Source organism: Rhizobium sp. BR 362, from assembly GCF_036528765.1.
Classification (GTDB): Bacteria; Pseudomonadota; Alphaproteobacteria; order Rhizobiales; family Rhizobiaceae; genus Rhizobium.
In genome coordinates this window covers 1-24,006 of record NZ_JARWGH010000009.1, presented here as the reverse complement: position 1 = coordinate 24,006, position 24,006 = coordinate 1, and the positions used below count along the sequence as shown (strand labels likewise).

Below are 24,006 nucleotides of genomic sequence, written 5' to 3'. Positions count from 1 at the left end.
GCGACAGCGAAAGCACTCAATCGAAACTGCCAGAGGCCAGCCGATAGACTTGCCTGATCCGACGGTAAGGAACAGCCATGACCCTTAGTTTCGATCCAGATTCGCTCGACCTCCCAAGCGGACATTTCATCGATGGTCGTTACGTCGCAGCTAGCGGCGGCATGACCATGCGCCGGCCGTCTGACGGCGTTGCTTTCGCGGAGTGTCCGGTTGCCGGAAAGGATCTGGTCGATCGGGCCGTCGAGGCCGCAAATCAGGCTCTAAAGACGAGCGGCTGGTCGTCCCTACGGCCGCGCGAGCGAACGAAGGCATTGGTTCGCTGGGCCGATCTCATGGAAGACGAGGCCGTGACGCTTGCGCGTCTGGAAGCCGTATCCTCGACCCGTCCGATCGGGCAGCTCATCGCCGGCGATATCGCCATCACCGCCGAACAGATCCGCTTCTTCGCTGAATTCGCCGACAAGCAAGGCAGTGATCTGGTGCCGACCGATGACCACAGCCTCGGCATGATCATGACCGAACCCTATGGTGTCGTCGGCGCGATCACGCCCTGGAATTTCCCGATTTCCATGGCCGGCTGGAAGCTTGGCCCCGCATTGGCAGCAGGCAATGCGGTGGTACTTAAGCCCTCCGAGATGACGCCATTTTCGACGCTCTACATGGCGGAGCTTTCGGTGCGGGCTGGCATTCCCGCCGGCCTGATCAACATCGTTCTCGGCGACGGCCCGACCACGGGCGCGGCGATCACCGGCCATCCCGGCATCGGCAAGATCAGCTTCACCGGCTCGACATCAGCCGGTTCGGCGATCATGGAGAATATCGCCCGCAGCGGCGTCAAGCCGATGACGCTGGAGCTCGGCGGCAAAAGCCCGCAAGTCGTTTTTGCCGATGCCGATCTCGATCTCGCCGCCGAGGCGATTGCGCGCAATATTCTCGCCAATGCCGGCCAGGCCTGCGTAGCCGGGTCCCGGCTGATTGCGGAGCGCGCGATTGCCGAGCCTCTCAGCGAGGCGATCCTCAGGCATATGCATCAGATCACACCAGGGCCTACCTGGGATGAAACCAGCCAATATTCGCCAGTCATCTCGGAGCGCCAGATCGGGCGGATCGGCAGCATCGTTCAAGCCGCGATCGACGCCGGCGCGGAATGCCTGACGGGCGGTTCGCGGCTGGATCGATCAGGCTATTTTTATGCCCCGACTCTGCTTGCCGGGGTCGATCAGACCTCGCCGGCGGTCACCGAAGAAATTTTCGGGCCGGTGTTGACGCTGCAAACCTTCGAGACGGAGGAGGAAGCGCTCTTGCTTGCCGATCATCCGGCCTACGGGCTTGCCGCCGGGCTTTTCACGCGCGATCTTTCCCGGGCTGTTCGCGTGACGCGCCGTCTCCAGGCCGGGACTGTCTGGGTCAATCGCTATGGGCGTTCCCGCGACCATATTCTGCCGACGGGCGGTTATAAAAGTTCCGGCATCGGCAAGGATCTCGGTCGGGATGCCTATCTTGCCAATCGCCGCAGCAAATCCGTGCTGATCAACATCTGAGGAGCCGACATGAAAACCTATAGGATCGCTCTCATACCGGGCGACGGCATCGGCAAGGACGTCACCGCCGCGGCATGGCAAGTATTGGAAAAAGTGGTTGGAAAGGCGGGCTTCAAGCTGGAGCCGACCAGCTTTCCCTGGTCCTGCGCCTACTACAAGGAAACGGGCGCAATGATGCCCGCCGAAGGCATTGCGACCTTGCGCGGCTTCGACGCCATCCTGCTCGGTGCGGTGGGCTGGCCGGCTGAAGTACCCGATTCCGTTTCGCTGCACGGCCTGCTTCTGCCGATCCGCAAGGCCTTCGAGCAATATGCCAATATTCGGCCGCACCGGCTGCTGCCGGGCGTCGAAGGGCCGCTGAAGGCACAGGAATTTGATATTCTCTGCATTCGCGAAAACACCGAGGGCGAATATTCAGGAGCCGGCGGGCGGGTGCACCAGGGCACGGCAAATGAAGTTGCCGTAGAGACCTCGATCTTCACCAGAGCAGGCGTGGAACGCATCCTGCGCTTCGGCTTCGAACAGGCCCGTGCGCGCCGCGGCAAGCTTGCCTCCGTCACCAAGTCGAATGCGCAGAAATATTCCATGGTGTTCTGGGATGAGATCACCGCGCGCCTCGCCGCCGATTATCCCGATGTCACTGTCACGAGCTATCATATCGACGCGATGGCGGCACGCATGGTCATGGCGCCGGAAAGCCTTGACGTCGTCGTCGCCTCTAACCTTTTCGGCGATATCCTGACCGACCTCGGGGCCGCCATTCAGGGCGGACTCGGCTTTGCGGCCTCCGCCAATCTCAACCCGAACCGCACCGCGCCGTCGATGTTCGAACCGGTGCATGGCTCCGCGCCCGATATTGCCCATCTCGGCATTGCCAATCCGATCGCCGCAATCTGGTCGGCCGCCATGATGCTGGATCATCTCGGCGAAAAGGCCGCTGCGGATGCAATCATGCACGCCATCGCCGCAGCAACCGAAGCCGGCGTCGGCACCGTCCCCGGCAAGGACAAAACCGACACCATCACCCATGCCGTGCTGAACGCACTCGCCTGAACGACAAGGAAATGACAACAATGATTGACCTCAAGGACCAGAGCCTGTTTCGCCAGCAGGGCCTGATTGACGGCCTCTGGCGCACTGCCGCCTCCGGCAAGACCGTCGACGTCATCGATCCGGCGACGCAGGCGGTGATGGGCACGGTTCCGGATATGGATGGGACAGAAACGCGCGCCGCGATCGAAGCCGCCCGTGCAGCCTTCCCGGCCTGGCGGGCGAAGACTCATGCCGAGCGGGCGCAATTGCTGGAGGCCTGGCATGATCTGATGATCGAACATTGCGACGATCTCGGCCTGATCCTGACCACCGAGCAGGGAAAGCCGCTGGCCGAGGCGCGCGGAGAAATCCGCTATGGCGCCTCCTTCGTCAAATGGTTTGCCGAGGAAGCGCGACGCATCGGCGGTACGACGATCCCCTCACCGACGCGCGACCGCCGCATCGTCGTCCTCAAGGAACCGGTCGGCGTCTGCGGCATCATCACACCCTGGAACTTCCCCAACGCGATGATCACCCGCAAGGTGGCGCCCGCACTCGCAGCCGGCTGCACAGTCGTCATCAAGCCATCCGACTTTACCCCCTATTCGGCGCTGGCGCTCGGCGTCCTGGCCGAACGCGCCGGCATTCCCGCCGGCGTCATCAATATCGTCACCGGCCTGCCGACCGAGATTGGCAACGAGCTGATGCGCAACGAAACGGTCCGCAAGATCTCTTTCACCGGCTCGACCCGGGTCGGCGCGCTCCTGATGCGCGGCGCGGCCGACAGCATTAAGCGGCTCAGCCTCGAACTCGGCGGCAACGCGCCCTTCATCGTCTTCGACGATGCCGATCTCGATCTCGCCGTCGAAGGCGCCATCGCCTCCAAATTCCGCAATGGCGGCCAGACCTGCGTCTGCTCCAACCGCATCCTCGCGCAGGACAAGGTCTACGATGCCTTTGCCGAAAAACTCGCGGCCCGCGTTTCCGTCATGAAGGTTGGCCCGGGAACGCAGGCCGGCGTCGACATCGGCCCGATGATCAATGCCGCGGCCATCGAAAAGATCGAACGCCACGTCACTGACGCCGTCGAAAAAGGCGCGACGATCGTTGCGAAGGCTTCGAACCTGCCGGAAGGCCGGCAATATGCCGCTCCCATCGTCCTTTCGGGCGCAACCACGGACATGCTTCTTGCCAGCGAAGAGACCTTCGGGCCTGTCGCACCGCTCTTCCGCTTCAAGACCGACGAGGAAGCGATCGCCATCGCCAACGGCACACCCTTCGGGCTAGCAGCTTATTTTTATACCGGAAGCCTCAAGCGTTCCTGGACCGTCGGCGAAGCACTGGAATTCGGCATGGTGGGGCTGAACACCGGGGCGATCTCGACGGAAGTTGCCCCCTTCGGCGGCGTCAAGCAATCCGGGCTCGGGCGTGAAGGATCCCAACATGGCATCGAGGAATATCTCGAACTGAAGACCTTCCATATCGGCGGGCTTGCCTGAGTACTGCCACAGAAATAATAGGGCGCGCCGAAAGGGGGCGCCCTACCGACATGCAGCACGGACATCGCGATGCTTTCTTGCCCGACTGGAATTCAGGCGGGCTTCATGAGAAGGCCGGCAGCCAGGGCATGGAAGGTCTCGATAGCCTTTGGCAGCACATGCTTCGGATCGTCGCTGGCTGCGACCCAAAGAGCAGCGTTGAGGGCGGCGCCGCTAAGAAGCCGAGCGGCCGCCTCTGCGTCGAGAGGCTTGAAAATCTCTTTGGCGATAAGCCGCTCTACCGTCCGCTTGGTTGCCTGGAAGCAACTGCTCTGGCTGGGCCATTTTGATGGATCACCCAACACGGCAGGCCCGTCGAGCAGAACGATGCGTTGAACTTCCGGAACCAGTGCCATCTCGATATAGGCGGCGCCTTCGGCAAGTAGCCCCTTCCAATCGTCACCTGCCCTTGCACCGATCTCTTGGGCCTGCGATGCCATTTCCGAGTCGATCTGATCGACAACTGCCGCAAGAAGCCCGCGCTTGTCGCCGAAATTATGGTAGAGCGCCCCACGCGTTAGGCCAACTTCGGCTGTCAGCTCGTCCATCGAGGCGGCCGAATACCCTTTTTCGGCAAAAGCCTTTCGCGCCGCCGCGATCAGTTTGGCACGGTTCTCCTCCATCGTCTCGACACGCCGTTTCGCCATCCCGCCCTCAATTTCATATACGTTGCGTATGTAGACTTGACATACGGTGCGTATGCCGGCTATTTCACATACGCACCGTATATCAGATATGGGAGCATGTGAAGCGGATTGCATCGTGCTCATCCGCTGTCGGCAACGACAATGAAGAAAGGATCGAGAATGACCAAACGCGAGGCAGTTTTCCCCGCCAACAGGCATGCCCTCTACGACGAACACGGCTATTCCGCCGCCATTCGCTCCGGCGACCTCCTGTTCGTCTCAGGGCAAGTCGGTAGCCGTCCCGACGGAACACCGGAACCCGATTTCGGACACCAAGTCCGTTTGGCGTTCGAAAATCTCAAGGCAACGTTGGACGCGGCGGGGTGTACGTTCGATCATATCGTCGACATAACGACATTCCACACAGACCCGGAAAACCAGTTCGCAACAATCATGGCCGTCAAGCAGGAGATTTTCAGCGGTCCGCCGTACCCGAACTGGACGGCCGTCGGCGTGAATTGGCTCGCCGGCTTCGACTTCGAGATCAAGGTCATTGCCCGCATCCCTTCGAAGGCATGAATCTCGAAAGCTCGACTATTGGAACCGGTCGAGCGTCTTGTAATACATGCCGACCAGCGGCAGGAACCAGGGCTTGCCGAAATGCCCCGGCACCGCCGGCCATTCGAGGTCTTTGACGGGGTTGCGATCGGCCTTGCCCAAGATGGCATCGGCGATCATCATGCCCATATGCGTCGCCATCTGCGCGCCATGGCCGGAATAGCCCATCGCATACCAAAGACCATCGACATAGCCGGCCCGAGGGAAACGATCCTTCGTCATGTCGACGAGTCCGCCCCAGCAATAGTCGATCTCGATTTTGGCGAGATGCGGGAAGATTTCCGCCAGGCTGGCGCGCAGGATCTCGCCGCTCTTGGCGTCGGATTGCTGATCCGACGTCGCGGAAAACCGCGCCCGGCCGCCGAAGATCAGGCGATTGTCCGGCGAGAGCCGGAAATAATTGCCGATGTTGAGCGAGGTGACGCAGGTGCGATTGCCGGGCATGGTCGCGGCGATCTCCGCCTTGGTCAGCGGCCGCGTTGCGATGATAAAGCTGCCGACGGGCACGATGCGGCGCCGGAAATAGCTGAAGATGCCGGGAGTATAGGCGCCGGTTGCCACAAAGATGTTGTCTGCCGAGAGCTTGCCGCGGGCAGTCGTCAATTCATGCCGGCTGCCATTAACCTTCCTGTCGGTCACGGCGGCATTCTCGAAGATCACCGCGCCGCTGCGCACGGCGGCATCAGCAAGACCGACGGCATAGCGTCCCATATGCATCATGGCGCTTTTCTTGGAGAGCATGGCGCCATGAAAGGATGTCGATCCGATTTCTGACTTGAGATCGTCAGCGCTCAACAATGCCGTGTCCGGATCGATCTCGCGATGGACCGCCTCGAAATTGCGGGCAATGCTGTCAAAATGTGCCGGCTTGGATGCAAGCTTCAGCTTACCCGACCGGCGGAAATTGCAATCTATCCCCTCTTCCGTGACGATCCGCTCGACAGTGTCGACGGCATCGTCGAAGGCGCGATAAAGCGCCTTCGCCGGCTCGACGCCGAGCTCTTCCTTCGCCGAAATGAAACTATGGGCGATGCCGTTGTTGAGATGACCGCCATTGCGACCGGACGCGCCGGAACCGACCGTGCCCGCCTCCAGCACGACCACCTTGGCGCCGGCCTTGGCGAGCTGGCGCGCCGCCCCCAATCCGGTAAAACCGCCGCCGATCACCGCGACATCATAGTGACCTTCGAGGGGCGCGGTGCTCTGCTTTGCAAAGCGCGGGGCTGTGTCGTGCCAGTAGGATTTGAACTGCATGGCGGCCTCCCGTCAGAGCCCGACGACGCCGGGCAGACCGGAAATATCCTTGATCTCGGTATATTCATAATAAGGATTGGCGGGTTCATGACCCCGGTTGACCCAAACCTTGTGCTTGATGCCGAGATCATAGGCCGACATCAGATCATAGCGGAAGGACGAGGAGCAATGCAGCACGTCTTCCGGACTGCAGCCGAGCATGTCGAACATATATTCGAACGCCTTGAAGCGCGGCTTGTAGGCATTGGCCTGCTGCGCCGTGAAGACGGCATGGAAGGGTGCACCGAGCTTTTCGACGTTGTGCATGATCTGCTCGTTCATCGCATTCGACAGGATGACCAGCGGGATTTCCTTGGCGACCTTGGCAAGCCCAGCCGGCACGTCCGGGTGCGGCCCCCAGCTCGGCACCGTCTCGTAGATCGAACGGGCATCCTCAGCGCGGAAAGTGACACCGTTCCTGCGGCAGGTCCGCTCGACGGCATTATGGATCACTTCATTATAGGGTTTCCAGTCTCCCAGGATCTCGTCCAGCCGATAGGCGGCGAAATTCTTGACGAACTGCGCCATGCGCGGCTGATCGAGCTCGCCGCCATAGATCTTCTGGGCTGCCTCGGCCATCTGGAAATTCGTCAGAGTGCCGTAGCAGTCGAAGGTGATGTATTTCGGCCGGAACTTCGTCATGTCTTTAGATCCTTGCAGAATGCCGCGCAGGCGCTGATGAATGAGAACATCATAGGCAGCCTTCTTCCATCGGTTCACCGCATTTAAGCCGTCATGAAGCAGAAAGTTTTGTATCGCCGCTCCGCTTTGGCAGAGAGTTGCGTGTCGTCACAAATATGTTGCCGCCGAAAATCCGCAATTGCAGCCGGCGACGCCAACGGTCCGGCATAAGATGCGGCGCACATGCCGACGGACGGTGGAAGATACCGCTGCCGCCCTTTCGTCGGGACGATCTTCTTCCGCTGCGGGTCTATCACAAAGAAAAGCAACGGACGGGAGAAAAAGCCTGTGCAGGCAACCGGGATCGATCTTCGCCCCCTCGACCAGTCTCACCTTCAATCCGCCCTGGCGCTGTCACGTCAGGCAGGCTGGCCGCACCGGCTGGAAGAGTGGCAGATGCTGCTGGAGCTCAGCCTCGGCCTTGTGGTTATCGAGAGCGAGAAGGTTGTGGCGACAATCTTCGTGACCCCTTATGGCGATGACGTTGCCACCATCAACATGGTGATCGTCGACGAATCGATGCGTGGGCGCGGCATCGGCCGTCAGATCATGCAGGCTGCCATCGAGATCGTCGGTGACCGTGAGTGCCGGCTCGTGGCAACCGCCGACGGTCTACCTCTTTATGAAAGTCTCGGCTTTGAAAGGACCGGCGCGATCGTTCAGCACCAGGGTCCCTTGCGAGCATGCATCGCGCCGCCTTCGGTGGAATGGGCGGCAGCCGACGATCTCGATCAGATCATCGCCCTTGACCGCGTTGCGTTCGGCGCAGATCGCAGGGCACTCGTCCAAGCCCTGTTCCAGGCTGGGCGTCTGGCGGTTCTCCGCGAAGCCGACATGCTCCGCGGTTACGCGGCCTTGCGGTCCTTCGGCCGCGGCGAACTCTGCGGCCCGGTCGTTGCGGAAAGCGCCGGCGATGCAGAAGACCTTTTGAGCTTTCTGTTCGCTGCAGCCCGACCAGGTGCATTCATGCGTGTCGATACCGGTAGCGAGACCGGCCTTGCCTCCTTCCTTCTCGAACACGGCCTTGCCCATGTCGGCGGCGGCATCACCATGCGCCGCGCAGCTTCATCTGCCCTTTCATCCGTTCCCAGCGTTCACACATTTGCCCTGGCCAGTCAGGCTCTGGGCTGAAGAGAGACATCATGCTGAGCAATTCCCTTATCGAACTCGATCGCGCCCACCTGGTTCACCCCGTCGCCTCTTATCGCGGTCACGAGCAGGCCGGCGTCCGCGTGTTGAAATCCGCCAAGGGCGCGACTGTTACCGATGCATCGGGTCATCAGATGATCGATGGCTTTGCCGGTCTTTGGTGCGTCAATGCCGGCTATGGCCATGACAGCATCGTCGAGGCGGCCGCCCGCCAGATGCGCGAATTGCCCTATGCCACCGGCTATTTCAGCCTCGGGTCCGAACCGGCCATCCGGCTTGCCGCCGAACTGGCCGATCGCGCGCCCGGCGACCTCAACCATGTCTATTTCACGCTCGGCGGCTCGGATGCCGTTGACAGCACGGTCCGCTTTATCCGCTATTACTATCATGCGCTCGGCAAGCCCACGAAGGATCAGTTCATCTCCCTCGAACAGGGCTATCACGGCTCTTCCACGGTCGGCGCTGGACTGACGGCGCTTCCGGTCTTTCATGCCGGTTTCGGCATGCCGCTCGACTGGCAGCACAAAATTCCCTCGCATTATGCCTATCGTAACGCCGTCGGTACCGATCCGCAGGCGATCATCGCCGCCTCGGTGGCCGCACTGCGCGCCAAGGTCGAAGAGCTCGGTGCCGAGCGCGTCGCTGCCTTCTACGCCGAGCCGATCCAGGGTTCGGGCGGCGTGCTGGTGCCGCCGGCCGGCTGGATGAAGGCAATGCGCGACCTTTGCAGCGAACTCGACATTCTCTTCGTCGCGGACGAGGTGATCACTGGTTTCGGACGCACAGGCCCGCTGTTTGCCTGTTCGGATGACGGCATCGTCCCCGACTTGATGACCACCGCCAAGGGGCTTACCTCCGGCTACGTGCCGATGGGAGCTGTCTTCCTGTCAGAGCGGGTCTATAGCACCATTGCCGACGGCGCGGGCGCCTCCGCGGTTGGCCATGGCTATACCTATTCCGCGCATCCCGTCAGCGCCGCAGTTGGTCTCGAAGTGCTGCGCCTTTACGAGAGCGGACTATTGGAAAACGGCGTCAGGGCCGGAGCCCGGTTGATGGCTGGCCTTCGCGATCTCTCTTCGCATCCGCTCGTTGGCGACGTGCGCGGGCGCGGCATGCTCGCCGCCATCGAACTGGTGGTCGACAAGGCGCGCAAGACGCCCTTGCCCGCGGCCGCCGAGCCGGCGCGGCGGATCTTCGATCGCGCCTGGAACAACGGCCTCGTCATTCGCGCCTTCGGCAATGGTGTTCTCGGCTATGCGCCGCCGCTCTGCTGCACCGAGAGCGAGATCGATGCGATCATAGAACGCACGCGCAGGACGCTGGACCAGACCCTGGAAGATCCGGATGTGCGCGCCGTGCTCGCATGAGCGCAAAACGGGGCCTTCGCAGGATCGGCAAAATACCGCTTTAGGCTCATATTCGCAATTTTGTGCCGCCGCGGCTCTGCCATTCAGAGAATCCGGCGAGCCTTTACTGCGAAACTGATCTCACTGCAGATGCTCAAAGGCCGAAAAACCGGGATTTTCGGAAGATACGCGAAAATCTCAACTGGAATGAAGACAGCATTTTCTTCTGCATTCAGCCGGTAATCGGAACTGAGTGCACTCGATCAAAGACAGACATTGGCGAGGGCAGACACTTGGCAAAGAGCCTAGCGGATTTCAAATATTTCACCTTTGACGTCGTCGGAACGCTGATCGACTTCGAAGGCGGCATCAAGGATTGCCTGTCGGCAATCGCCGGCGAAACCGGTGTTTCCGTCGATGGCGAGGAAGCGCTCGCCCTTTATCGGGCTGAACGCTATTCGCACAATGCCGGCCTGTTTCCCGACGATTTGGTCCGCGTCTACCTGGCTATCGCCCCGAAGCTCGGGCTGCCGGCTGAACAGAGATACGGCGAACGCCTGCGTGATTCCGCCAAGACCTGGAAAGGCTTTCCGGACAGCGCCGAAGCTTTAAAGCGCCTTTCGCAGCGTTATCGCCTGATCGCCATGACGAATGCACGCCGCTGGGCGTTCGAGCACTTTGCTCGGGAGCTTGGCAATCTGTTTTATGCCGCATTTACCGCCGACGATACCGGCACGGAAAAGCCCGATCCGGCCTTCTTCGAACAGGTCTTCGCCTTCGTCGCGAAGGAAGGCGGCTCGAAGGACGATATTCTGCATGTCGCGCAGAGCCAGTATCACGACATCGGCATCTCGCGGCAGCTCGGCATGACCAATTGCTGGATCGAGCGACGCCACGCCCAGAAGGGCTATGGCGGCACGATCGAGCCTAAGGAGTTCACCAGGCCCGACTTCCATTTCACCTCCATGGCGGGGCTTGCCGACGCGGTGGAGGCAGTCAGGGCTGCTTAGCGACTATCCGGGTATCGACCTCGCGTCAAAAGACGAGGCGCACCAATCAAACCTTAACAACAAGGGGAACGCAAATGAACGACAAGATCACGAACTGGACCAGCGCAGACGATGCCATGGTCGAAAATGCCATTCGCCGCGGTGCCACCCGCCGCGATCTCCTGCAGATGCTGCTTGCCGGCGGCATCGCTGCCGCAGCCGGCGGTGCGATCTTCGGCCGTGCTTCGGCGGCTTTCGCCGCAACCCCGGTCTCCGGAGGCTCGCTCAAGGCAGCCGGCTGGTCGTCTTCGACAGCCGACACGCTCGATCCGGCCAAGGCATCGCTCTCGACAGACTATGTGCGCTGCTGCGCCTTCTACAACCGCCTGTCCTTCCTCGACAAGGACGGCGTCACACAGATGGAACTCGCCGAAAGCATCGAAAGCGCCGACGCGAAGGTGTGGACCGTCAAGCTTCGCAAAGGCGTGACATTCCACAACGGCAAGACGCTTTCTTCCGCCGACGTTGTCTATTCGCTGAACCGCCATCTTGATCCGGCTGTCGGCTCGAAGGTCAATGCGATCGCCAAACAGATGACCGGCATTAAGGCTGTCGATCCGCAGACCGTCGAAATCACCCTTGCCAATCCGAACGCCGATCTTCCGACCATCCTTGCTATCCACCACTTCATGATCATTGCCGATGGCACGACGGATTTCAGCAAGGCCAACGGCACCGGCCCATTCGTCTGCGAAAGCTTCGAACCCGGTGTCCGGTCCGTCGCCGTCAAGAACAAGAACTATTGGAAGCAAGGTGGTCCGCACCTCGACTCCTTCGAGTTCTTCGCGATCGCGGACGACTCCGCACGCGTCAATGCGCTGCTTTCGGGCGATATCCAGCTTGCCGCATCCATCAACCCACGCTCCATGCGGCTTTTGGACAGCCAGCAGGGCGTGACGTTGTCGAAGACCACCTCCGGCAACTATACCGACCTCAACATGCGTCTGGATATGAGCCCGGGCAACAGCAAGGACTTCGTGACGGGCGTCAAATATCTCCTGAACCGGGAAGTCATCCAGAAGTCGGCATTGCGCGGACTTGCCGAGATCGGCAACGACCAGCCGGTGCCGCCCTCCAACATCTATCATAATGCCGATCTGAAGCCGAAAGCCTTCGATCCGGAAAAAGCCAAGTTTCATTTCCAGAAGTCGGGTCTGCTCGGCCAGTCCATTCCAGTCGTTGCTTCCGACGCTGCGACCTCATCCGTCGACATGGCGATGGTGCTGCAGCAGGCCGGCGCCGAGATCGGCATGAAGTTCGACATCCAGCGCGTGCCCTCGGACGGCTACTGGTCGAACTACTGGCTGAAGGCGCCGATGCATTTCGGCAATATCAATCCGCGGCCGACGCCGGATATCCTCTTCTCGCTGCTATATGCCTCCCAGGCTCCCTGGAACGAAAGCCAGTACAAGTCGGAGAAGTTCGATAGCATGCTGGTCGAGGCGCGCGGCTTGCTCGACCAGGCCAAGCGCAAGGCGATCTATGGCGACATGCAGGCGATGATCGCGGAAGAGGCCGGCACTGCCATTCCCGCCTATATCTCCAACGTCGACGCGATTTCTTCGAAGCTGCACGGCCTGGAGGCCAATCCGCTCGGCGGCATGATGGGTTATGCCTTCGCGGAATATGTCTGGCTCGACGCCTGATCCCAACCTTCGTGCCCGACAAGTGGTGCCTCGGCATCACTTGTCGGGTACAGTGCCGTATAGCCGGCGCATCCGTTCTCGCGATAGGGATCTGTCATGAACCGCCACGTTCTTTCTCTCGTGCTCGGCCGTGTGATCGTAGCCTTGATCACGCTGCTCATCGTGTCGTTCACGGTGTTTGCGGCAACCGAAATGCTGCCCGGCGACGTGGCCCAGATCCTCCTCGGTCAAGCGGCGACGCCCGAAGCGGTCGCGGGTCTTCGCGCCGCAATGCATCTCAACGACCCGGCAATCCTGCGTTTCGTTCGCTGGCTTGCCGGCCTTGCAACCGGCAATCTCGGCATTTCCTACGCCAACAACATGCCAATTGCCGAGCTGATCGGCGCCCGGCTCGAAAACTCGCTGAAGCTTGCGGCGGCCACAACCTTGTTTTCCGTTCCGATCGCTCTCACGCTCGGCATTACTGCGGCCATGCTGCGCGGCTCTCTCTATGACCGCATCGTTACGGTGATCTCGATCGGCGTGATTTCGGTGCCTGAATTCATGGTCGCGACATCAGCGGTGCTGATCTTTGCCGTCTATCTCAAATGGCTGCCCGCGCTCGCCTTCGCCAATGAGATACACTCTTTTTCGCAGATGCTGCGTGTCTTCGCGATGCCGGTCATCACGCTGAGCTTCGTGATATCGGCGCAGATGATCCGCATGACCCGCGCAGCCGTCATCGAGACGCTGAACACGCCCTATGTGGAAATGGCGCTCCTGAAAGGCGCCTCGCGCCCGCGCATGGTCCTGAAGCATGCATTGCCGAACGCGCTCGGCCCGATCGTCAATGCCGTGGCGCTTTCGCTCTCCTATCTGCTCGGCGGCGTCATCATCGTCGAAACCATCTTCAATTATCCCGGCATCGCCAAGCTGATGGTCGACGCGGTCGCAACGCGAGATCTGCCGCTCATTCAGACCTGCGCCATGATTTTCTGCCTGGTCTATCTGCTGCTGATCACCATTGCCGACATCATCGCCATCATGTCCAATCCGAGGCTGCGCTGACCATGGCTCTTACCGCACTCACCCCTCGCCGCCTCGGCTTCCGATTCAATGTCGTCGGCATGCTCGGTCTTGCCGTCATCCTCGCCTGGGCACTGGTCGCCATCTTTGCGCCGCTGCTGACGCCCTACCCCATCGGCGACATCGTGGATTTCGATTATTTCGGTCCGATGTCGGCCAAGTTCTGGCTCGGTACCGATTATCTCGGCCGGGATATCTTCTCGCGCATTCTCATGGGCGCGCGCTACACTGTCGGCATCTCGCTTGCCGCCGTCTGCATTGCCTGTTTCGTCGGCGTCGCACTCGGCATGATCGCAGCGGTGATCGGCGGCTGGTTCGACAGTGTGCTCAGCCGCTTTCTCGATGCGCTGAACTCCATCCCGAGCAAGCTGTTCGGCCTTGTTGTCGTTGCCGGCGTCGGCTCGTCGATCCCGGTGCTGATCATGACGCTCGCCGTCATCTATACGCCGGGCGCTTATCGCTTCTCGCGGGCGCTCTCGGTCAACATCAACACCATGGATTTCATCACGGTTGCCCGCGCCCGCGGTGAAGGGGCGCTCTATCTCATCCGCTCGGAAATCCTGCCCAACATCCTTGGGCCTGTGATGGCCGATCTCGGCCTGCGCTTCGTCTTTATCGTGCTGCTTCTGTCGGGCCTCTCCTTCCTCGGCCTCGGCGTGCAGCCGCCGAATGCGGACTGGGGTGCGCTGGTGCGCGAAAACATCGGCGGCTTGCCCTTCGGCGCGCCGGCGGTGATGTTCCCGAGCATTGCGATCGCCAGCCTGACGATCAGCGTCAACCTGCTGATCGACAACCTCCCCCAGAAAATTCGAGACCGGAGCAATTGATGGCCAAACTCGTCGACATTCGCGACCTGAAGGTCGAGGCCAAGACGGATGCGGGCCGCCAGGTCGACATCATCCGCGGTGTCAGCTTCGATATACAGGAAGGGGAAATCGTCGCTCTGATCGGCGAAAGCGGCTCAGGCAAGACGACGATCGCGTTGACCCTGATGGGCTACACCCGGCAAGGCTGTCGCATCAGCGGCGGCCAGGTCCTGCTCGCCGGCAAGGACATGGCAAGCCTACCCGAAAAGGCCAGAGCGCGCATTCGCGGAACCGAGGTCGCCTATGTCCCGCAAAGTGCTGCGGCAGCTTTCAATCCCGCGCAGACGATCATGGAGCAGGTGATCGAAATCACCCGCATCCACGGCCTGATGCCGGCCGAGGAGGCAAAGACCCGCGCCATCGAGCTCTTCAAGGCGCTGAGCCTGCCGAACCCGGATACGATCGGTTCGCGCTATCCGCATCAGGTGTCCGGAGGCCAGTTGCAGCGGCTTTCAGCCGCGATGGCACTGATCGGCAATCCGAAACTCATGATTTTCGACGAGCCGACGACGGCGCTCGACGTCACCACGCAGATCGAGGTTCTCAGGGCGTTCAAATCGGTGATGAAAAAGGGCGGCATCGCCGGCGTCTATGTGTCTCACGACCTCGCCGTCGTGGCGCAGGTCGCCGACCGCATCGTTGTCCTGAAGGGCGGGGAAGTCCAGGAAATCGGCAGGACCGAACAGATCCTCTCTGCGCCCTCGCATCCCTATACGCGCCAGTTGCTGGGTGCTTTCGAACCCAAGCTCTATGCCTCTCCGGCGTCGACAGAGCCGGAAAAGATACCGGCTCTGCTGGAGGTTACCAACGTGGTGGCGGGCTATGGCCCTATCCAGCCGGACGGTCTGCCGGCAGCGACCGCACTCAGATCCGTGAGCCTCCGGCTCGAAGCCGGCCGCAATCTCGGCGTCATCGGCGAATCCGGCTGCGGAAAGTCGACGCTCGCCCGCGTCATAGCCGGCATCCTGCCGCCGGTCTCCGGAAATATCGTTTTCAATGGAAAACAGCTTGCCGCCGATGCCCGCAACCGCCAGCGTGACGAACTGCAAAAGCTGCAGATCGTCTTTCAATTTGCCGATACGGCGCTCAACCCCGCCAAGTCGATCGGCGAAATACTTGGGCGCCCGCTTGCCTTCTATCACAATCTCGGCCGCAGGGAGCGCGAGGCGCGCATCGAACAGCTCCTCGACATGGTCCACCTGCCCAAAGCCCTCAAGCATCGCCGCCCGCCGGAACTGTCAGGGGGCCAAAAGCAGCGCATCAATCTTGCGCGGGCACTTGCGGCCGAACCGAAGCTCATCCTCTGCGACGAGATCACATCGGCCCTCGACACGGTCGTTGCCGCCGCCATCCTCGACCTTCTCAAGGAACTGCAACGCGAACTCGGTCTTTCCTACGTCTTCATCAGTCACGATTTGTCGACCGTGCAGGCGATCTGCGACGAGATTGCGGTGATGTATGCAGGCGAGAAGATCGAGCAGCTCGCATCCGCCGACCTCGCCCGCGGCGCCAAGCATCCCTATTCCAAACTGCTCTTCTCTTCCGTGCCGAAGCTTAGTACCGGCTGGCTGGATAGCCTGGAACAAAATGCCGAGCTGGTAGGCGCCTTTGCGAAACGCTGAGGCGCCGCTTGGCGAATAGACAGCAGCGAAGGTGGCTCAGACTGGAAACAGGCTCGTCAGCGGCATATGGGCTTTGACGATCGGCGATTTCAGCACGACGAAGCTAAAATATTTGTCGATGCCGATTTCCATGTCGATCAGCCGCTCCATGGTTGTCTGGTATTCGGCAATGCCGGCCGTCACGAACTTCACCAGATAGTCATAGCCGCCGGAAACGAGATGGCACTCCACCACCGAGTCCACCTTCTCGACCGCCGCTAGGAACCGGGCGAAATCGATCTGGCGATGGTTCTTGAGGGTGACCTCGGTGAACACCGTGAGCGTCTGCCCGAGCTTGGCAATGTTGATCTGCGCCGAATAGCCGACGATGTATCCTTCCGCCTGCAATTTCTTGACCCGCATCAGGCAGGGACTGGGCGAGAGATTGACGAGTTCGGCGAGCTCTACGTTGGTGATGCGGCCGTTCTTCTGCAATTCGTAGAGGATCTTGATATCGATCCGGTCGAGTTTCATCGGCGCGCTCCAATTCTCAGGGCAGCAGGCCGCCGCCCGACGGAATAATCTTTTGCCATTCTATGCGGAAAGCCTTGCTTAGCAAGAGGAATTGAGCTCAGAGGCATCAATATAATCTCGTAAAATCCGCGCCTTAGCACAAGTATTCGCCATAGCCACATGTGACCGAAGGAAATGCTGTCTGACAGCGATCTGCAGCATTTGCGCCGGGAAACCTCGACTAAAATGCTCGTCTGTAAACCGGAGAGTGCCATGCCTGCCCCGCTTCTTCACATCGAAACCACCCCCGCGCTGCCCAAAGAGGCTGATGTCGTGGTGATCGGCGGCGGCATCGTCGGGACCTTTGCCGCCTACTATCTCGCGCGGCGCGGCTTGAAGGTCGCGCTTCTCGAAAAGGGGCGGATCGGCGCCGAGCAATCCAGCCGAAACTGGGGATGGTGCCGGCAGCAGAACCGGGATGCCCGCGAACTGCCGATGGCGACCAAGAGCCTGGCTCTCTGGGAGGATTTCGGCAGGGACAGCGGCGAGGATACGGGCTTCAGCCGCTGCGGGCTGCTTTATCTCAGCAATGACGACATGGAACTGGCCGGCTGGGCGCGTTGGGGTGAGTTTGCCCGCGGCGTCGGCGTCACCACCCATATGCTTGACCAGAAGCAGGCAAGCGAATTCGGATCGGCGACCGGCCGGCCCTGGAAAGGCGGCGTCTTTTCACCGACCGACGGCACTGCCGATCCATCTCGCGCCGCCCCCGCAGTCGCCCGTGCCATCATGGCGCTCGGCGGCAGCGTCCATCAGATGTGCGCCGCGCGCGGTCTCGAGACCAAAGGCGGCCATGTCAGCGCCGTCGTGACCGAGGGCGGCACGATCCGGACGCAGACCGTGGTGATGGCCGGGGGCGCCTGGGCGTCGTCCTTTTGCCGGCAGCTCGGCATTCGTTTTCCGCAGGCGTCGACCCGCGCCTCGATTCTGTCTGTCGCACCCGGTGCCAAAGGCCTGCCGGCGGCGCTGCATACCGCCACCGTCTCGGCCACACGCAGGGGCGACGGCGGCTACACGCTTGCGATCAGCGGCCGCGCCCGCATCGATCCGACATTGCAACAATTTCGCTTCGCCCGCCATTTTGTGCCGATGTTCGCCAAGCGCTGGCGCAGCCTCGCTCCCGGCGGTCTCGAAGGTATAAAGAGCGGGCACGAAACTCTGTCGCGCTGGCGTCTTGACCGGCCGACACCGATGGAGCGCAATCGCATTCTCGATCCTCGTCCGGATCACAAGCAGATCGAGTTGACACTTGAGCGGGCGCGGGCGTTGCTTCCGGCGCTTGCCCAAACGCCCGTCTCCGCCGCATGGGCCGGCTATATCGACAGCACACCCGACGGCGTGCCGGCGATCGGCGAAATTTCGGCGCTTCCGGGACTGATCCTCGCGGCAGGCTTCAGCGGTCACGGCTTCGGGATCGGCCCGGGCGCCGGTCATCTCGTCGCCGACCTCGTCACCGGCGCAAAACCGATCGTCGACCCGAAGCCCTATCATCCGCATCGGCTGAATGGCTCGGCCTGGGGCGAGGTCGCGGAGTTTTGACAGCTTCACAGGTGGGCTGACGGCGCGTAATATAGCCATAGCCGCCAGCACCGAAATTGTGCTCGCAAGTATCATCGCAGAAAATGTGAACGTTAGCAGCCATAAGTCCGCCGTCTGATGATGCATGCTCTTTGACAGGCATCGTTGGAAAATAACCCTGCTGACTTGCGCTTCTTTTCGTGCGGAGATGGAACTTTTTGATCTCACTCTTGGAACCGAGCGGCAGAACCATCGTTTGCCTAACTTCACCTGATAGACAAAGGAGGATCAGAATGAGCGCTCTCGCATGGGAGGCACCCGTCTCCGTCACTGTCAGCAGTGGGAAACAAAAGGCCGTCAAAGGACCAGCCGAAGCCGTCGGGTGCCTGGAAAGGGAATGGCCGATCGCCGACGGCGTCTTTCTAAGGGAAGCAAAGAAGGTCTGCAGCGCCGCGCTCGAGCACGAATGTACCGCGAGCGAAGCGCGTGATGCCTTTGAAATGGCCTCCCTCGAGGCGCTTCTGGCGCGCCGCTGAGGTTATTTGCCGATCGCTCTCGCGCCGCCAACGACGCGGAGCACGGCAATCTGTTTCAAGCTTCATCTACATCTCTCCCTTATAGCGCGAACTTTGCCGCATCAGGCCGCGACAGCCGCTGTCGCAGCCACCCTTGATTTCAGCCGTTATCCGAAGACCAACTGACCGCGCTGCTTCTGCGGAACGCTTTTTGCAAGGTTACCGAAGTCTTTATGTTTCGGAGGTAATGCGTTTTGAAACGAAACACCTTGCGGCCCTTTTCAGCCGTGACACTCGTAATGGGAGGTACGGAGGGATATCGGCGGGTCAATTCGGTACAGGATGCGGCTGAGACGCTGCTGGAACATTGGCCGATTGCAGACGGCGAAGAATATGTGACCGCGGTCCGAATATGCCTCGATGCGATGATGGGGGTGGTCTGTGCAGAAGCCGCGCGAGAAGCGTTCATCAAGGCGGCGGAAGAAGCCGGAGTGTCTCTGCTGCAGTGATGTCGTAAGCCACTCTCATTTCGCAGAGAGCGCTGCCGCTCGGTTGGCCTGACATATTCTGAAGCGGCCTGCTCTGTCGAATCGCGCGGCCATCCGTCCGGTTGCGCGAATTTGTCGCAAGAGACGACAAGTCACGGAACCTAAGCGCTTCTTCTTGGTTTCATGCCAAGCGGATGTTTCGTCCGCAGCTCACGGTGCACCACGCCGGCCACTGGAGCGTGAGCCCGCCGCGACTACCGACTCCCGGTCTGCGGCGGGCTTTTGACTATGCCGCCCATTCCTAACGCAAGCCGCCGCTGAACTTAACGACAGTCCGCCATCTCATTCGCAGATCTTTATTCGCTTCAGGGCTGCCGTGATGTCCGAAAGCGAATAGGAATAACTCGTCGCCGTCCCGCGCCGCGATGTGGCTTGCAAGCTAAGCTCGCTGCCCGACTTCATGGCATCCACTCAAGGGGCAAAACACCTCCATTTGGCGGCTTTCCTTGGGTTCGGTTATGTTTTGACCGGCGTTTGCGCCGATCGGCTAAATCTCTTCCGTCCGCAGGACGGAGTTGTCCTTCGGTTCTTGAACCAATCTCCAATGCGTGACCTGATGCGTTGGCTTCGGCCACAGAGTGACGTTCGGCTCCCGGTTTCCCATTCTCCTTGAGGAGCGCAGCCCGGACCTGCCGGGCTCGCTAACAGACCATCAGGACAACCGGGATATCGTCGACGCGCCTTCCGTGGTGCTGGTGTCGCGCGGCTCGTAAGCGCGCTGATCACGCAGGATCTGGAAAGTGATCGTCAAAAGCTTGCGCGCGATCGCGACGCGCGCCTTGTTTACTCCTCTGAACTTCAGATGCTCGTACTGGGCACGAAGTTGCGCATCGCTGGCGATGGCCGGGGCGACGGCTTCTACAAAAGCCCAACGCAGCCATTTGTTGCCCTGCTTGATGATCTTGCCGTGGAAGGTCTTGCCGCCGGAGGAATAGGTGGACGGCACTAGTCCGGCATAGGCGGCGAGCTTCTTGGCGTTGCGGAAGCGGCTGATGTCGTCGATCTCGGCATCGATCAGTCGGGCGAAGAACTCGCCGATGCCAGGGATCGTCTTCAACAGCTTCACGTTGGCATTGGCCTTGGTCATCGCTCGGATCGTCGCTTCCGACTGCTTGATGCGCACGTCGATGTCGGCGATGAAGGCGAGGCCGCGGTCGATCTGGATGCGGTCGATCTCCGAGACCTTCACGTGAGCCAACTGGAGGCGGCCAGCCTTGCCGAACAGATCGCCGAGCTTTTTCAACTGCGCCGTCTGCTCCGGATAGCGATCAAACACCGTGACAATCCGGTTCTTCGTCATCGTCCGCAGCCGCACGTAAAACATCCGCTCGCGCAGCGCGACGCGAAGCTCCCGCGATTTCTCGCTGGGCGCCCAGGCCTCCGGCACCAGGTCGGCTCTGAGCAGATGCGCCAGCACCGTCGCATCGATCTTGTCGGTTTTGATCTTGGCGTCGGCGATCGCCTTCACCTTCAACGGATGGGCGAGAACGACATCATCGCAAATGTCGTCGAGCCAATCGTACATCACCATCCAGTTGCGCGTCGCCTCGACAACCGCATGCGAGTTCTCGCGGTAGCGTTCCAGGAACCCGCCGAGCGACTGGCGGTCGTTCTTCACCCGACCGGAGCGTAGCGTCTTGCCGGCCGAATCCTGCACCACCAGGTGGCTATAGGATTTGTGGTAGTCGACGCCGATATGGTATTGATAAGAGGCAGTCATGCTTCCAACTCCCTTGTTGAGATCTTCAAAACCCCAATAAGGTAAGCCGAAAGGCTGGAAGTGTGACTGTCCCTCGATCATCACCTGCATCTCAGTGATCCGTTCTGTCGGTGGAGGTAGCCTCTTTCATGTCACCTCCTTTGATTGATCTTCGACCCAGCCATGCCTGTCCTTCGTGAACATCGTCAAAGTGGCATCACCGATTGTGGCTTGCATCGGCTCTCCCTGCTTCAGGTCGTATCCCATGGCGGCTTCGGGCATATATGCCTTGCCGTCGGGACCTCGCGCGACGATGAAGTAGTTGTTGCCGTGGTCAACCGTCGACGGTGCCTGGCCGGTCGGCGTCGATAGGACATAGCAGCTCACCTCTCCGCCCGATCGGTAGGAATAGGCGCCCCAGGCGTCAAATTGCCCGATGCGGGCGGGCGGCTCGGCATATGCCGTGGAAATACCGAACAATACGAGCGCAAACGCGGTGGGGAGTCTTCTAGCGAACATGATTTCCTGCCTCTTCATATGACGTGCCGAAGCCAAGAGCGCGAGCAGCTCTTTGGCTCTTTGGCTTCGGCAGTCTGGCCGCATGTTCGTTATCTGTTTCTTAAGGCATTCATTAAAATATCTTAATGTTTGCCGTCGCCGCTGCCGGCTATGCCGGAGGGAAAACCGCGTAGCTGGAGCGGATCACCGTTACCGTTGAACCCCATCTCTGCTGGGCTGCGAAGGGGTGCTGGTAATGCCCCGCTGATTATTTTCGCTGCGATCTGCGGGGGCCGGCTGCATCTGTTCGTTCGGCTGCGTATTGTTTACCATGCCTGCACCCGGTCCTGAGCCCGGGAGCGTGGTGGACGAGGTCGTTTGCGGATCGGTGGTCGCCGGGTTGCCTCGCCAATAGCTCGATGAGACAGCCGCTATGACGACGAGAATTACAATCGCCGCGACGATCGCCAGGCCTGTCATGCGCGAACGCCGGCTCGGCGGGGTTTCCGGCTGTGGGCCGGTCGGTGTCGGTTGATGATCGAAGTCGCTCATGAATCAATCCTCCTGTCGACCAAACCTCTGTGGCCCTTTCAGGTTCCGAAGAAGCCGCGCGATGCCTGCTTCGACCTTCCTCGCAACGCCGCTGTTTTTCGTCAAAATGAGGCCCATGGCAGGACAGCTTCAGATTGAGCATAGAGATAATTAGCCGGAAAAACATTACATAAAGCTGAAATTAAACGCATTTAGGGGCTATGCTGCGACGCGGAAAATGTTATTCTGCTAACGTAAGCATGGAGGAATGTTGGCTCTGTGGTGGGGACAGCCAAGCACAACGGAAGAGGTTTCCGATGCCCAATACGGTTCTCAATGCACTAGGCCAAACGCTCTACTACAGCGGAACTTCGACAAGCTGGTTTTCTGCCACCGGCTCCGGTCCGACGCTTTACGGCACGGCTGGAAATGATTCGATATGGGGTGACGGGTCCGTCAACGTGACGATGGCCGGCGGCACCGGAGACGATATCTATTATCTTTATTCGAGCATCAATCACGCATCCGAAGCGCCGGGTGCGGGCGTGGATACCATCAATACGTGGATGGACTATACGCTGCCCGACAATTTCGAGAATCTCACGGTGACTGGCGACGGCCGCCATGCCTTCGGCAACAGCGCCGACAACATCATCACCGGTGGCACAGGCAGCCAGACGATCGACGGCGGGGCGGGCAATGACGTCCTGATCGGCGGAGGCGGCGCCGACACCTTCATCTTAACCAAAGGCAACGGCAGCGACCTGATCACTGATTTCAGCAGCGATGACAAGGTGCGCCTGAACCAATATGGGCTGACGTCCTTCGACCAGGTCGTCAGTCATTTGACCCAGGAAGGCGCCAATCTGCGGCTCGATCTCGGCGGCGGGGAGAGCCTCGTTTTCGCCAACAAAACGGCTGCCGACCTGCATTCGGATCAATTCCAGCTCGGGCTTGACCGTTCCGACCTCACGCAAACCTTTTCCGACGATTTCAATACGCTTTCCCTGCATCAGGGAACGCAAGGCACATGGGATGCGAAATACTGGTGGGCGCCGGACAAGGGCAGCAGCATGACCGGCGAGTTGCAGTGGTATGTGAACCCGTCCTATGCGCCGACCGCATCGGTCAATCCATTCTCCGTTTCGAACGGCGTGTTGACGATCTCAGCTCAACCGACGCCCGATTCGCTGAAATCACTTCTGGACGGGCATAATTATACGTCCGGCATCTTGACCACCCATTCCACATTCGCCCAAACTTATGGGTATTTTGAAATGCGGGCTGAGATGCCGCACGATCAGGGCACATGGCCGGCTTTCTGGCTTTTGCCGGAAGACGGTTCCTGGCCGCCCGAGCTCGATGTGGTGGAAATGCGCGGACAAGAGCCGAGCACGGTAAACGTCACGGTTCATTCGAACGCAACGGGTCAGCACACGATGCAATCCATTCCCGTGCAAGTCGCCAGCACTGATGGCTTTCACAACTACGGTGTGCTGTGGGATCAGGATCAAATCGTCTGGTATTTCGACGATGTGGCTGTCGCGCACGCCGATACGCCAGCCGATATGCACAGCCCGATGTATATGGTGGTGGATCAGGCCGTCGGCGGTACAGCAGGCACTCCGACGGATAGTCTGAAGGACTCGGAGATGAAAATCGACTATATCAAGGCCTATCAGTTGAACGACCATCTCACCGAGACGGCCGCGGCTGCGACCGCCCATACTGCGGACTGGCATATCTGATAAGGCTCTAAGCATTCTGCGCAGCCGTTCATGGCGGCTGCGCTTCTCCCTCAGCACAACATTTTGGACGAACGCACTAGGAAGTGTGGACAGTTATCTGATCCATAGGACGATTGCTGCGATAGTGACGACCGCGAGGTAGTTTTCGGCGGTTTTCTCGAAGCGTGTAGCGACCCTTCGGAACTGCTTGAGTCTCGAGAAGCAGCATTCGATCAGGTGGCGCTGGGCATAGAGGTGCTTGTCCAGCGGGTATTTTTGCGCGCGGGAAGGATTGTTGGGGATCACCGCCACAGCGCCTTTATCAGCGATGGCATGGCGCAGGCGA

General features: G+C 60.3%; 23 protein-coding genes and 1 pseudogene. 15 read left to right on the top strand and 9 right to left on the bottom strand.

The genetic code is table 11. From position 1 onward, the window contains the following. The first annotated feature begins 77 nt into the window (after window positions 1–77). From QDY28_RS14685 to QDY28_RS14675, 3 genes are read left to right on the top strand one after another with little or no spacing between them, the layout of a single operon-like run. Window positions 78–1,541: an aldehyde dehydrogenase family protein gene (locus QDY28_RS14685; RefSeq protein WP_331382419.1), complete on the top strand. Its 1,464-nt coding sequence runs from the start codon at window positions 78–80 to the stop codon at window positions 1,539–1,541. Window positions 1,542–1,550: 9 nt separating this feature from the next. Continuing rightward, entirely contained in the window at window positions 1,551–2,594 is a 1,044-nt protein-coding gene (locus tag QDY28_RS14680) for a tartrate dehydrogenase (RefSeq protein ID WP_331382418.1), read from the top strand. 20 nt (window positions 2,595–2,614) lie between these two features. After that, entirely contained in the window at window positions 2,615–4,072 is a 1,458-nt protein-coding gene (locus tag QDY28_RS14675) for an NAD-dependent succinate-semialdehyde dehydrogenase (RefSeq protein ID WP_331382417.1), read from the top strand. 92 nt (window positions 4,073–4,164) lie between these two features. Here QDY28_RS14675 and QDY28_RS14670 read toward each other — a convergent pair whose 3' ends face one another. Continuing rightward, entirely contained in the window at window positions 4,165–4,758 is a 594-nt protein-coding gene (locus QDY28_RS14670; protein ID WP_331382416.1) for a TetR/AcrR family transcriptional regulator, read from the bottom strand. 159 nt (window positions 4,759–4,917) lie between these two features. Between QDY28_RS14670 and QDY28_RS14665 the strand changes: the two genes are divergently transcribed. After that, window positions 4,918–5,316 (top strand): RidA family protein, encoded by a 399-nt coding sequence (locus QDY28_RS14665; protein WP_331382415.1) that lies wholly within the window; start codon window positions 4,918–4,920, stop codon window positions 5,314–5,316. A 15-nt stretch (window positions 5,317–5,331) separates the two neighbouring features. Here QDY28_RS14665 and QDY28_RS14660 read toward each other — a convergent pair whose 3' ends face one another. Continuing rightward, window positions 5,332–6,609: an NAD(P)/FAD-dependent oxidoreductase gene (locus tag QDY28_RS14660; RefSeq protein ID WP_331382414.1), complete on the bottom strand. Its 1,278-nt coding sequence runs from the start codon at window positions 6,607–6,609 to the stop codon at window positions 5,332–5,334. A gap of 12 nt (window positions 6,610–6,621) precedes the next feature. Next, window positions 6,622–7,290, bottom strand: coding sequence for a haloacid dehalogenase type II (locus tag QDY28_RS14655; RefSeq protein ID WP_331382413.1), 669 nt, complete (start codon window positions 7,288–7,290; stop codon window positions 6,622–6,624). A gap of 327 nt (window positions 7,291–7,617) precedes the next feature. Here QDY28_RS14655 and QDY28_RS14650 point away from each other — a divergent pair, with 327 nt between their 5' ends. From QDY28_RS14650 to QDY28_RS14620, 7 genes are all read left to right on the top strand, one after another. After that, window positions 7,618–8,460 carry a GNAT family N-acetyltransferase gene (locus QDY28_RS14650; protein ID WP_331382412.1) on the top strand — a complete coding sequence of 281 codons (843 nt, stop codon included), beginning with the start codon at window positions 7,618–7,620 and terminating at the stop codon, window positions 8,458–8,460. An 11-nt stretch (window positions 8,461–8,471) separates the two neighbouring features. Next, the gene (locus QDY28_RS14645; RefSeq protein ID WP_331382411.1) at window positions 8,472–9,845 is read left to right on the top strand and encodes an aspartate aminotransferase family protein; all 1,374 of its coding nucleotides are present in this window, start codon (window positions 8,472–8,474) and stop codon (window positions 9,843–9,845) included. 272 nt (window positions 9,846–10,117) lie between these two features. Beyond that, on the top strand, window positions 10,118–10,834 hold the full coding sequence (locus tag QDY28_RS14640; protein ID WP_331382410.1) for an HAD-IA family hydrolase: 717 nt from the start codon (window positions 10,118–10,120) through the stop codon (window positions 10,832–10,834). A gap of 74 nt (window positions 10,835–10,908) precedes the next feature. Further along, on the top strand, window positions 10,909–12,519 hold the full coding sequence (locus QDY28_RS14635) for an ABC transporter substrate-binding protein (protein ID WP_331382409.1): 1,611 nt from the start codon (window positions 10,909–10,911) through the stop codon (window positions 12,517–12,519). 96 nt (window positions 12,520–12,615) lie between these two features. After that, window positions 12,616–13,566: an ABC transporter permease gene (locus QDY28_RS14630; protein WP_331382408.1), complete on the top strand. Its 951-nt coding sequence runs from the start codon at window positions 12,616–12,618 to the stop codon at window positions 13,564–13,566. Window positions 13,567–13,568: 2 nt separating this feature from the next. Continuing rightward, complete coding sequence (locus tag QDY28_RS14625; protein ID WP_331382407.1) at window positions 13,569–14,411, top strand: ABC transporter permease; 843 nt, start codon at window positions 13,569–13,571, stop codon at window positions 14,409–14,411. Continuing rightward, complete coding sequence (locus QDY28_RS14620; RefSeq protein WP_331382406.1) at window positions 14,411–16,072, top strand: ABC transporter ATP-binding protein; 1,662 nt, start codon at window positions 14,411–14,413, stop codon at window positions 16,070–16,072. The genes QDY28_RS14625 and QDY28_RS14620 overlap by 1 nt, the downstream gene beginning before the upstream one ends. Window positions 16,073–16,108: 36 nt before the next feature. On the opposite strand, the gene QDY28_RS14615 is transcribed toward QDY28_RS14620, so the two are convergent. Further along, the gene (locus QDY28_RS14615) at window positions 16,109–16,585 is read right to left on the bottom strand and encodes an Lrp/AsnC family transcriptional regulator (protein WP_028752029.1); all 477 of its coding nucleotides are present in this window, start codon (window positions 16,583–16,585) and stop codon (window positions 16,109–16,111) included. Between the two features lie 252 nt (window positions 16,586–16,837). Here QDY28_RS14615 and QDY28_RS14610 point away from each other — a divergent pair, with 252 nt between their 5' ends. The 3 genes from QDY28_RS14610 (at window position 16,838) to QDY28_RS14600 (ending at window position 19,166) form a co-directional block, all read left to right on the top strand. Beyond that, window positions 16,838–18,163: an NAD(P)/FAD-dependent oxidoreductase gene (locus tag QDY28_RS14610; RefSeq protein WP_331382405.1), complete on the top strand. Its 1,326-nt coding sequence runs from the start codon at window positions 16,838–16,840 to the stop codon at window positions 18,161–18,163. A 272-nt stretch (window positions 18,164–18,435) separates the two neighbouring features. Beyond that, entirely contained in the window at window positions 18,436–18,678 is a 243-nt protein-coding gene (locus QDY28_RS14605) for a DUF982 domain-containing protein (RefSeq protein ID WP_331382404.1), read from the top strand. Window positions 18,679–18,911: 233 nt separating this feature from the next. Further along, window positions 18,912–19,166 carry a DUF982 domain-containing protein gene (locus QDY28_RS14600; protein ID WP_331382403.1) on the top strand — a complete coding sequence of 85 codons (255 nt, stop codon included), beginning with the start codon at window positions 18,912–18,914 and terminating at the stop codon, window positions 19,164–19,166. A gap of 321 nt (window positions 19,167–19,487) precedes the next feature. Here QDY28_RS14600 and QDY28_RS14595 read toward each other — a convergent pair. From QDY28_RS14595 to QDY28_RS14580, 4 genes and pseudogenes are all read right to left on the bottom strand, one after another. After that, window positions 19,488–19,616 (bottom strand): annotated as a pseudogene (locus QDY28_RS14595) (invasion associated locus B family protein); the annotation flags it as partial. Window positions 19,617–19,857: 241 nt separating this feature from the next. Continuing rightward, on the bottom strand, window positions 19,858–20,925 hold the full coding sequence (locus QDY28_RS14590; RefSeq protein ID WP_331382402.1) for an IS110 family transposase: 1,068 nt from the start codon (window positions 20,923–20,925) through the stop codon (window positions 19,858–19,860). Window positions 20,926–21,051: 126 nt separating this feature from the next. Continuing rightward, window positions 21,052–21,423 (bottom strand): hypothetical protein, encoded by a 372-nt coding sequence (locus QDY28_RS14585; protein ID WP_331382401.1) that lies wholly within the window; start codon window positions 21,421–21,423, stop codon window positions 21,052–21,054. 189 nt (window positions 21,424–21,612) lie between these two features. Further along, on the bottom strand, window positions 21,613–21,954 hold the full coding sequence (locus QDY28_RS14580; RefSeq protein WP_331382400.1) for a hypothetical protein: 342 nt from the start codon (window positions 21,952–21,954) through the stop codon (window positions 21,613–21,615). A 296-nt stretch (window positions 21,955–22,250) separates the two neighbouring features. Here QDY28_RS14580 and QDY28_RS14575 point away from each other — a divergent pair, with 296 nt between their 5' ends. Beyond that, the gene (locus QDY28_RS14575) at window positions 22,251–23,681 is read left to right on the top strand and encodes a family 16 glycosylhydrolase (RefSeq protein ID WP_331382399.1); all 1,431 of its coding nucleotides are present in this window, start codon (window positions 22,251–22,253) and stop codon (window positions 23,679–23,681) included. A 93-nt stretch (window positions 23,682–23,774) separates the two neighbouring features. Here the strand turns inward: QDY28_RS14575 and QDY28_RS14570 are convergent. Beyond that, the coding region (locus tag QDY28_RS14570) for a transposase (protein WP_331382398.1) at window positions 23,775–24,006 on the bottom strand (232 nt) is incomplete at its 5' end.

What these genes read in the sequence shown, in the direction of transcription:
- QDY28_RS14590 (WP_331382402.1), bottom strand. Translation starts at nt 20,925, where the DNA reads ATGACTGCCTCTTATCAATACCATATCGGCGTCGACTACCACAAATCC.
- QDY28_RS14630 (WP_331382408.1), top strand. Translation starts at nt 12,616, where the DNA reads ATGAACCGCCACGTTCTTTCTCTCGTGCTCGGCCGTGTGATCGTAGCC.
- QDY28_RS14580 (WP_331382400.1), bottom strand. Translation starts at nt 21,954, where the DNA reads ATGAGCGACTTCGATCATCAACCGACACCGACCGGCCCACAGCCGGAA.
- QDY28_RS14655 (WP_331382413.1), bottom strand. Translation starts at nt 7,290, where the DNA reads ATGACGAAGTTCCGGCCGAAATACATCACCTTCGACTGCTACGGCACT.
- QDY28_RS14635 (WP_331382409.1), top strand. Translation starts at nt 10,909, where the DNA reads ATGAACGACAAGATCACGAACTGGACCAGCGCAGACGATGCCATGGTC.
- QDY28_RS14685 (WP_331382419.1), top strand. Translation starts at nt 78, where the DNA reads ATGACCCTTAGTTTCGATCCAGATTCGCTCGACCTCCCAAGCGGACAT.
- QDY28_RS14605 (WP_331382404.1), top strand. Translation starts at nt 18,436, where the DNA reads ATGAGCGCTCTCGCATGGGAGGCACCCGTCTCCGTCACTGTCAGCAGT.
- QDY28_RS14670 (WP_331382416.1), bottom strand. Translation starts at nt 4,758, where the DNA reads ATGGCGAAACGGCGTGTCGAGACGATGGAGGAGAACCGTGCCAAACTG.
- QDY28_RS14645 (WP_331382411.1), top strand. Translation starts at nt 8,472, where the DNA reads ATGCTGAGCAATTCCCTTATCGAACTCGATCGCGCCCACCTGGTTCAC.
- QDY28_RS14665 (WP_331382415.1), top strand. Translation starts at nt 4,918, where the DNA reads ATGACCAAACGCGAGGCAGTTTTCCCCGCCAACAGGCATGCCCTCTAC.
- QDY28_RS14585 (WP_331382401.1), bottom strand. Translation starts at nt 21,423, where the DNA reads ATGTTCGCTAGAAGACTCCCCACCGCGTTTGCGCTCGTATTGTTCGGT.
- QDY28_RS14575 (WP_331382399.1), top strand. Translation starts at nt 22,251, where the DNA reads ATGCCCAATACGGTTCTCAATGCACTAGGCCAAACGCTCTACTACAGC.
- QDY28_RS14660 (WP_331382414.1), bottom strand. Translation starts at nt 6,609, where the DNA reads ATGCAGTTCAAATCCTACTGGCACGACACAGCCCCGCGCTTTGCAAAG.
- QDY28_RS14625 (WP_331382407.1), top strand. Translation starts at nt 13,569, where the DNA reads ATGGCTCTTACCGCACTCACCCCTCGCCGCCTCGGCTTCCGATTCAAT.
- QDY28_RS14675 (WP_331382417.1), top strand. Translation starts at nt 2,615, where the DNA reads ATGATTGACCTCAAGGACCAGAGCCTGTTTCGCCAGCAGGGCCTGATT.
- QDY28_RS14620 (WP_331382406.1), top strand. Translation starts at nt 14,411, where the DNA reads ATGGCCAAACTCGTCGACATTCGCGACCTGAAGGTCGAGGCCAAGACG.
- QDY28_RS14615 (WP_028752029.1), bottom strand. Translation starts at nt 16,585, where the DNA reads ATGAAACTCGACCGGATCGATATCAAGATCCTCTACGAATTGCAGAAG.
- QDY28_RS14680 (WP_331382418.1), top strand. Translation starts at nt 1,551, where the DNA reads ATGAAAACCTATAGGATCGCTCTCATACCGGGCGACGGCATCGGCAAG.
- QDY28_RS14610 (WP_331382405.1), top strand. Translation starts at nt 16,838, where the DNA reads ATGCCTGCCCCGCTTCTTCACATCGAAACCACCCCCGCGCTGCCCAAA.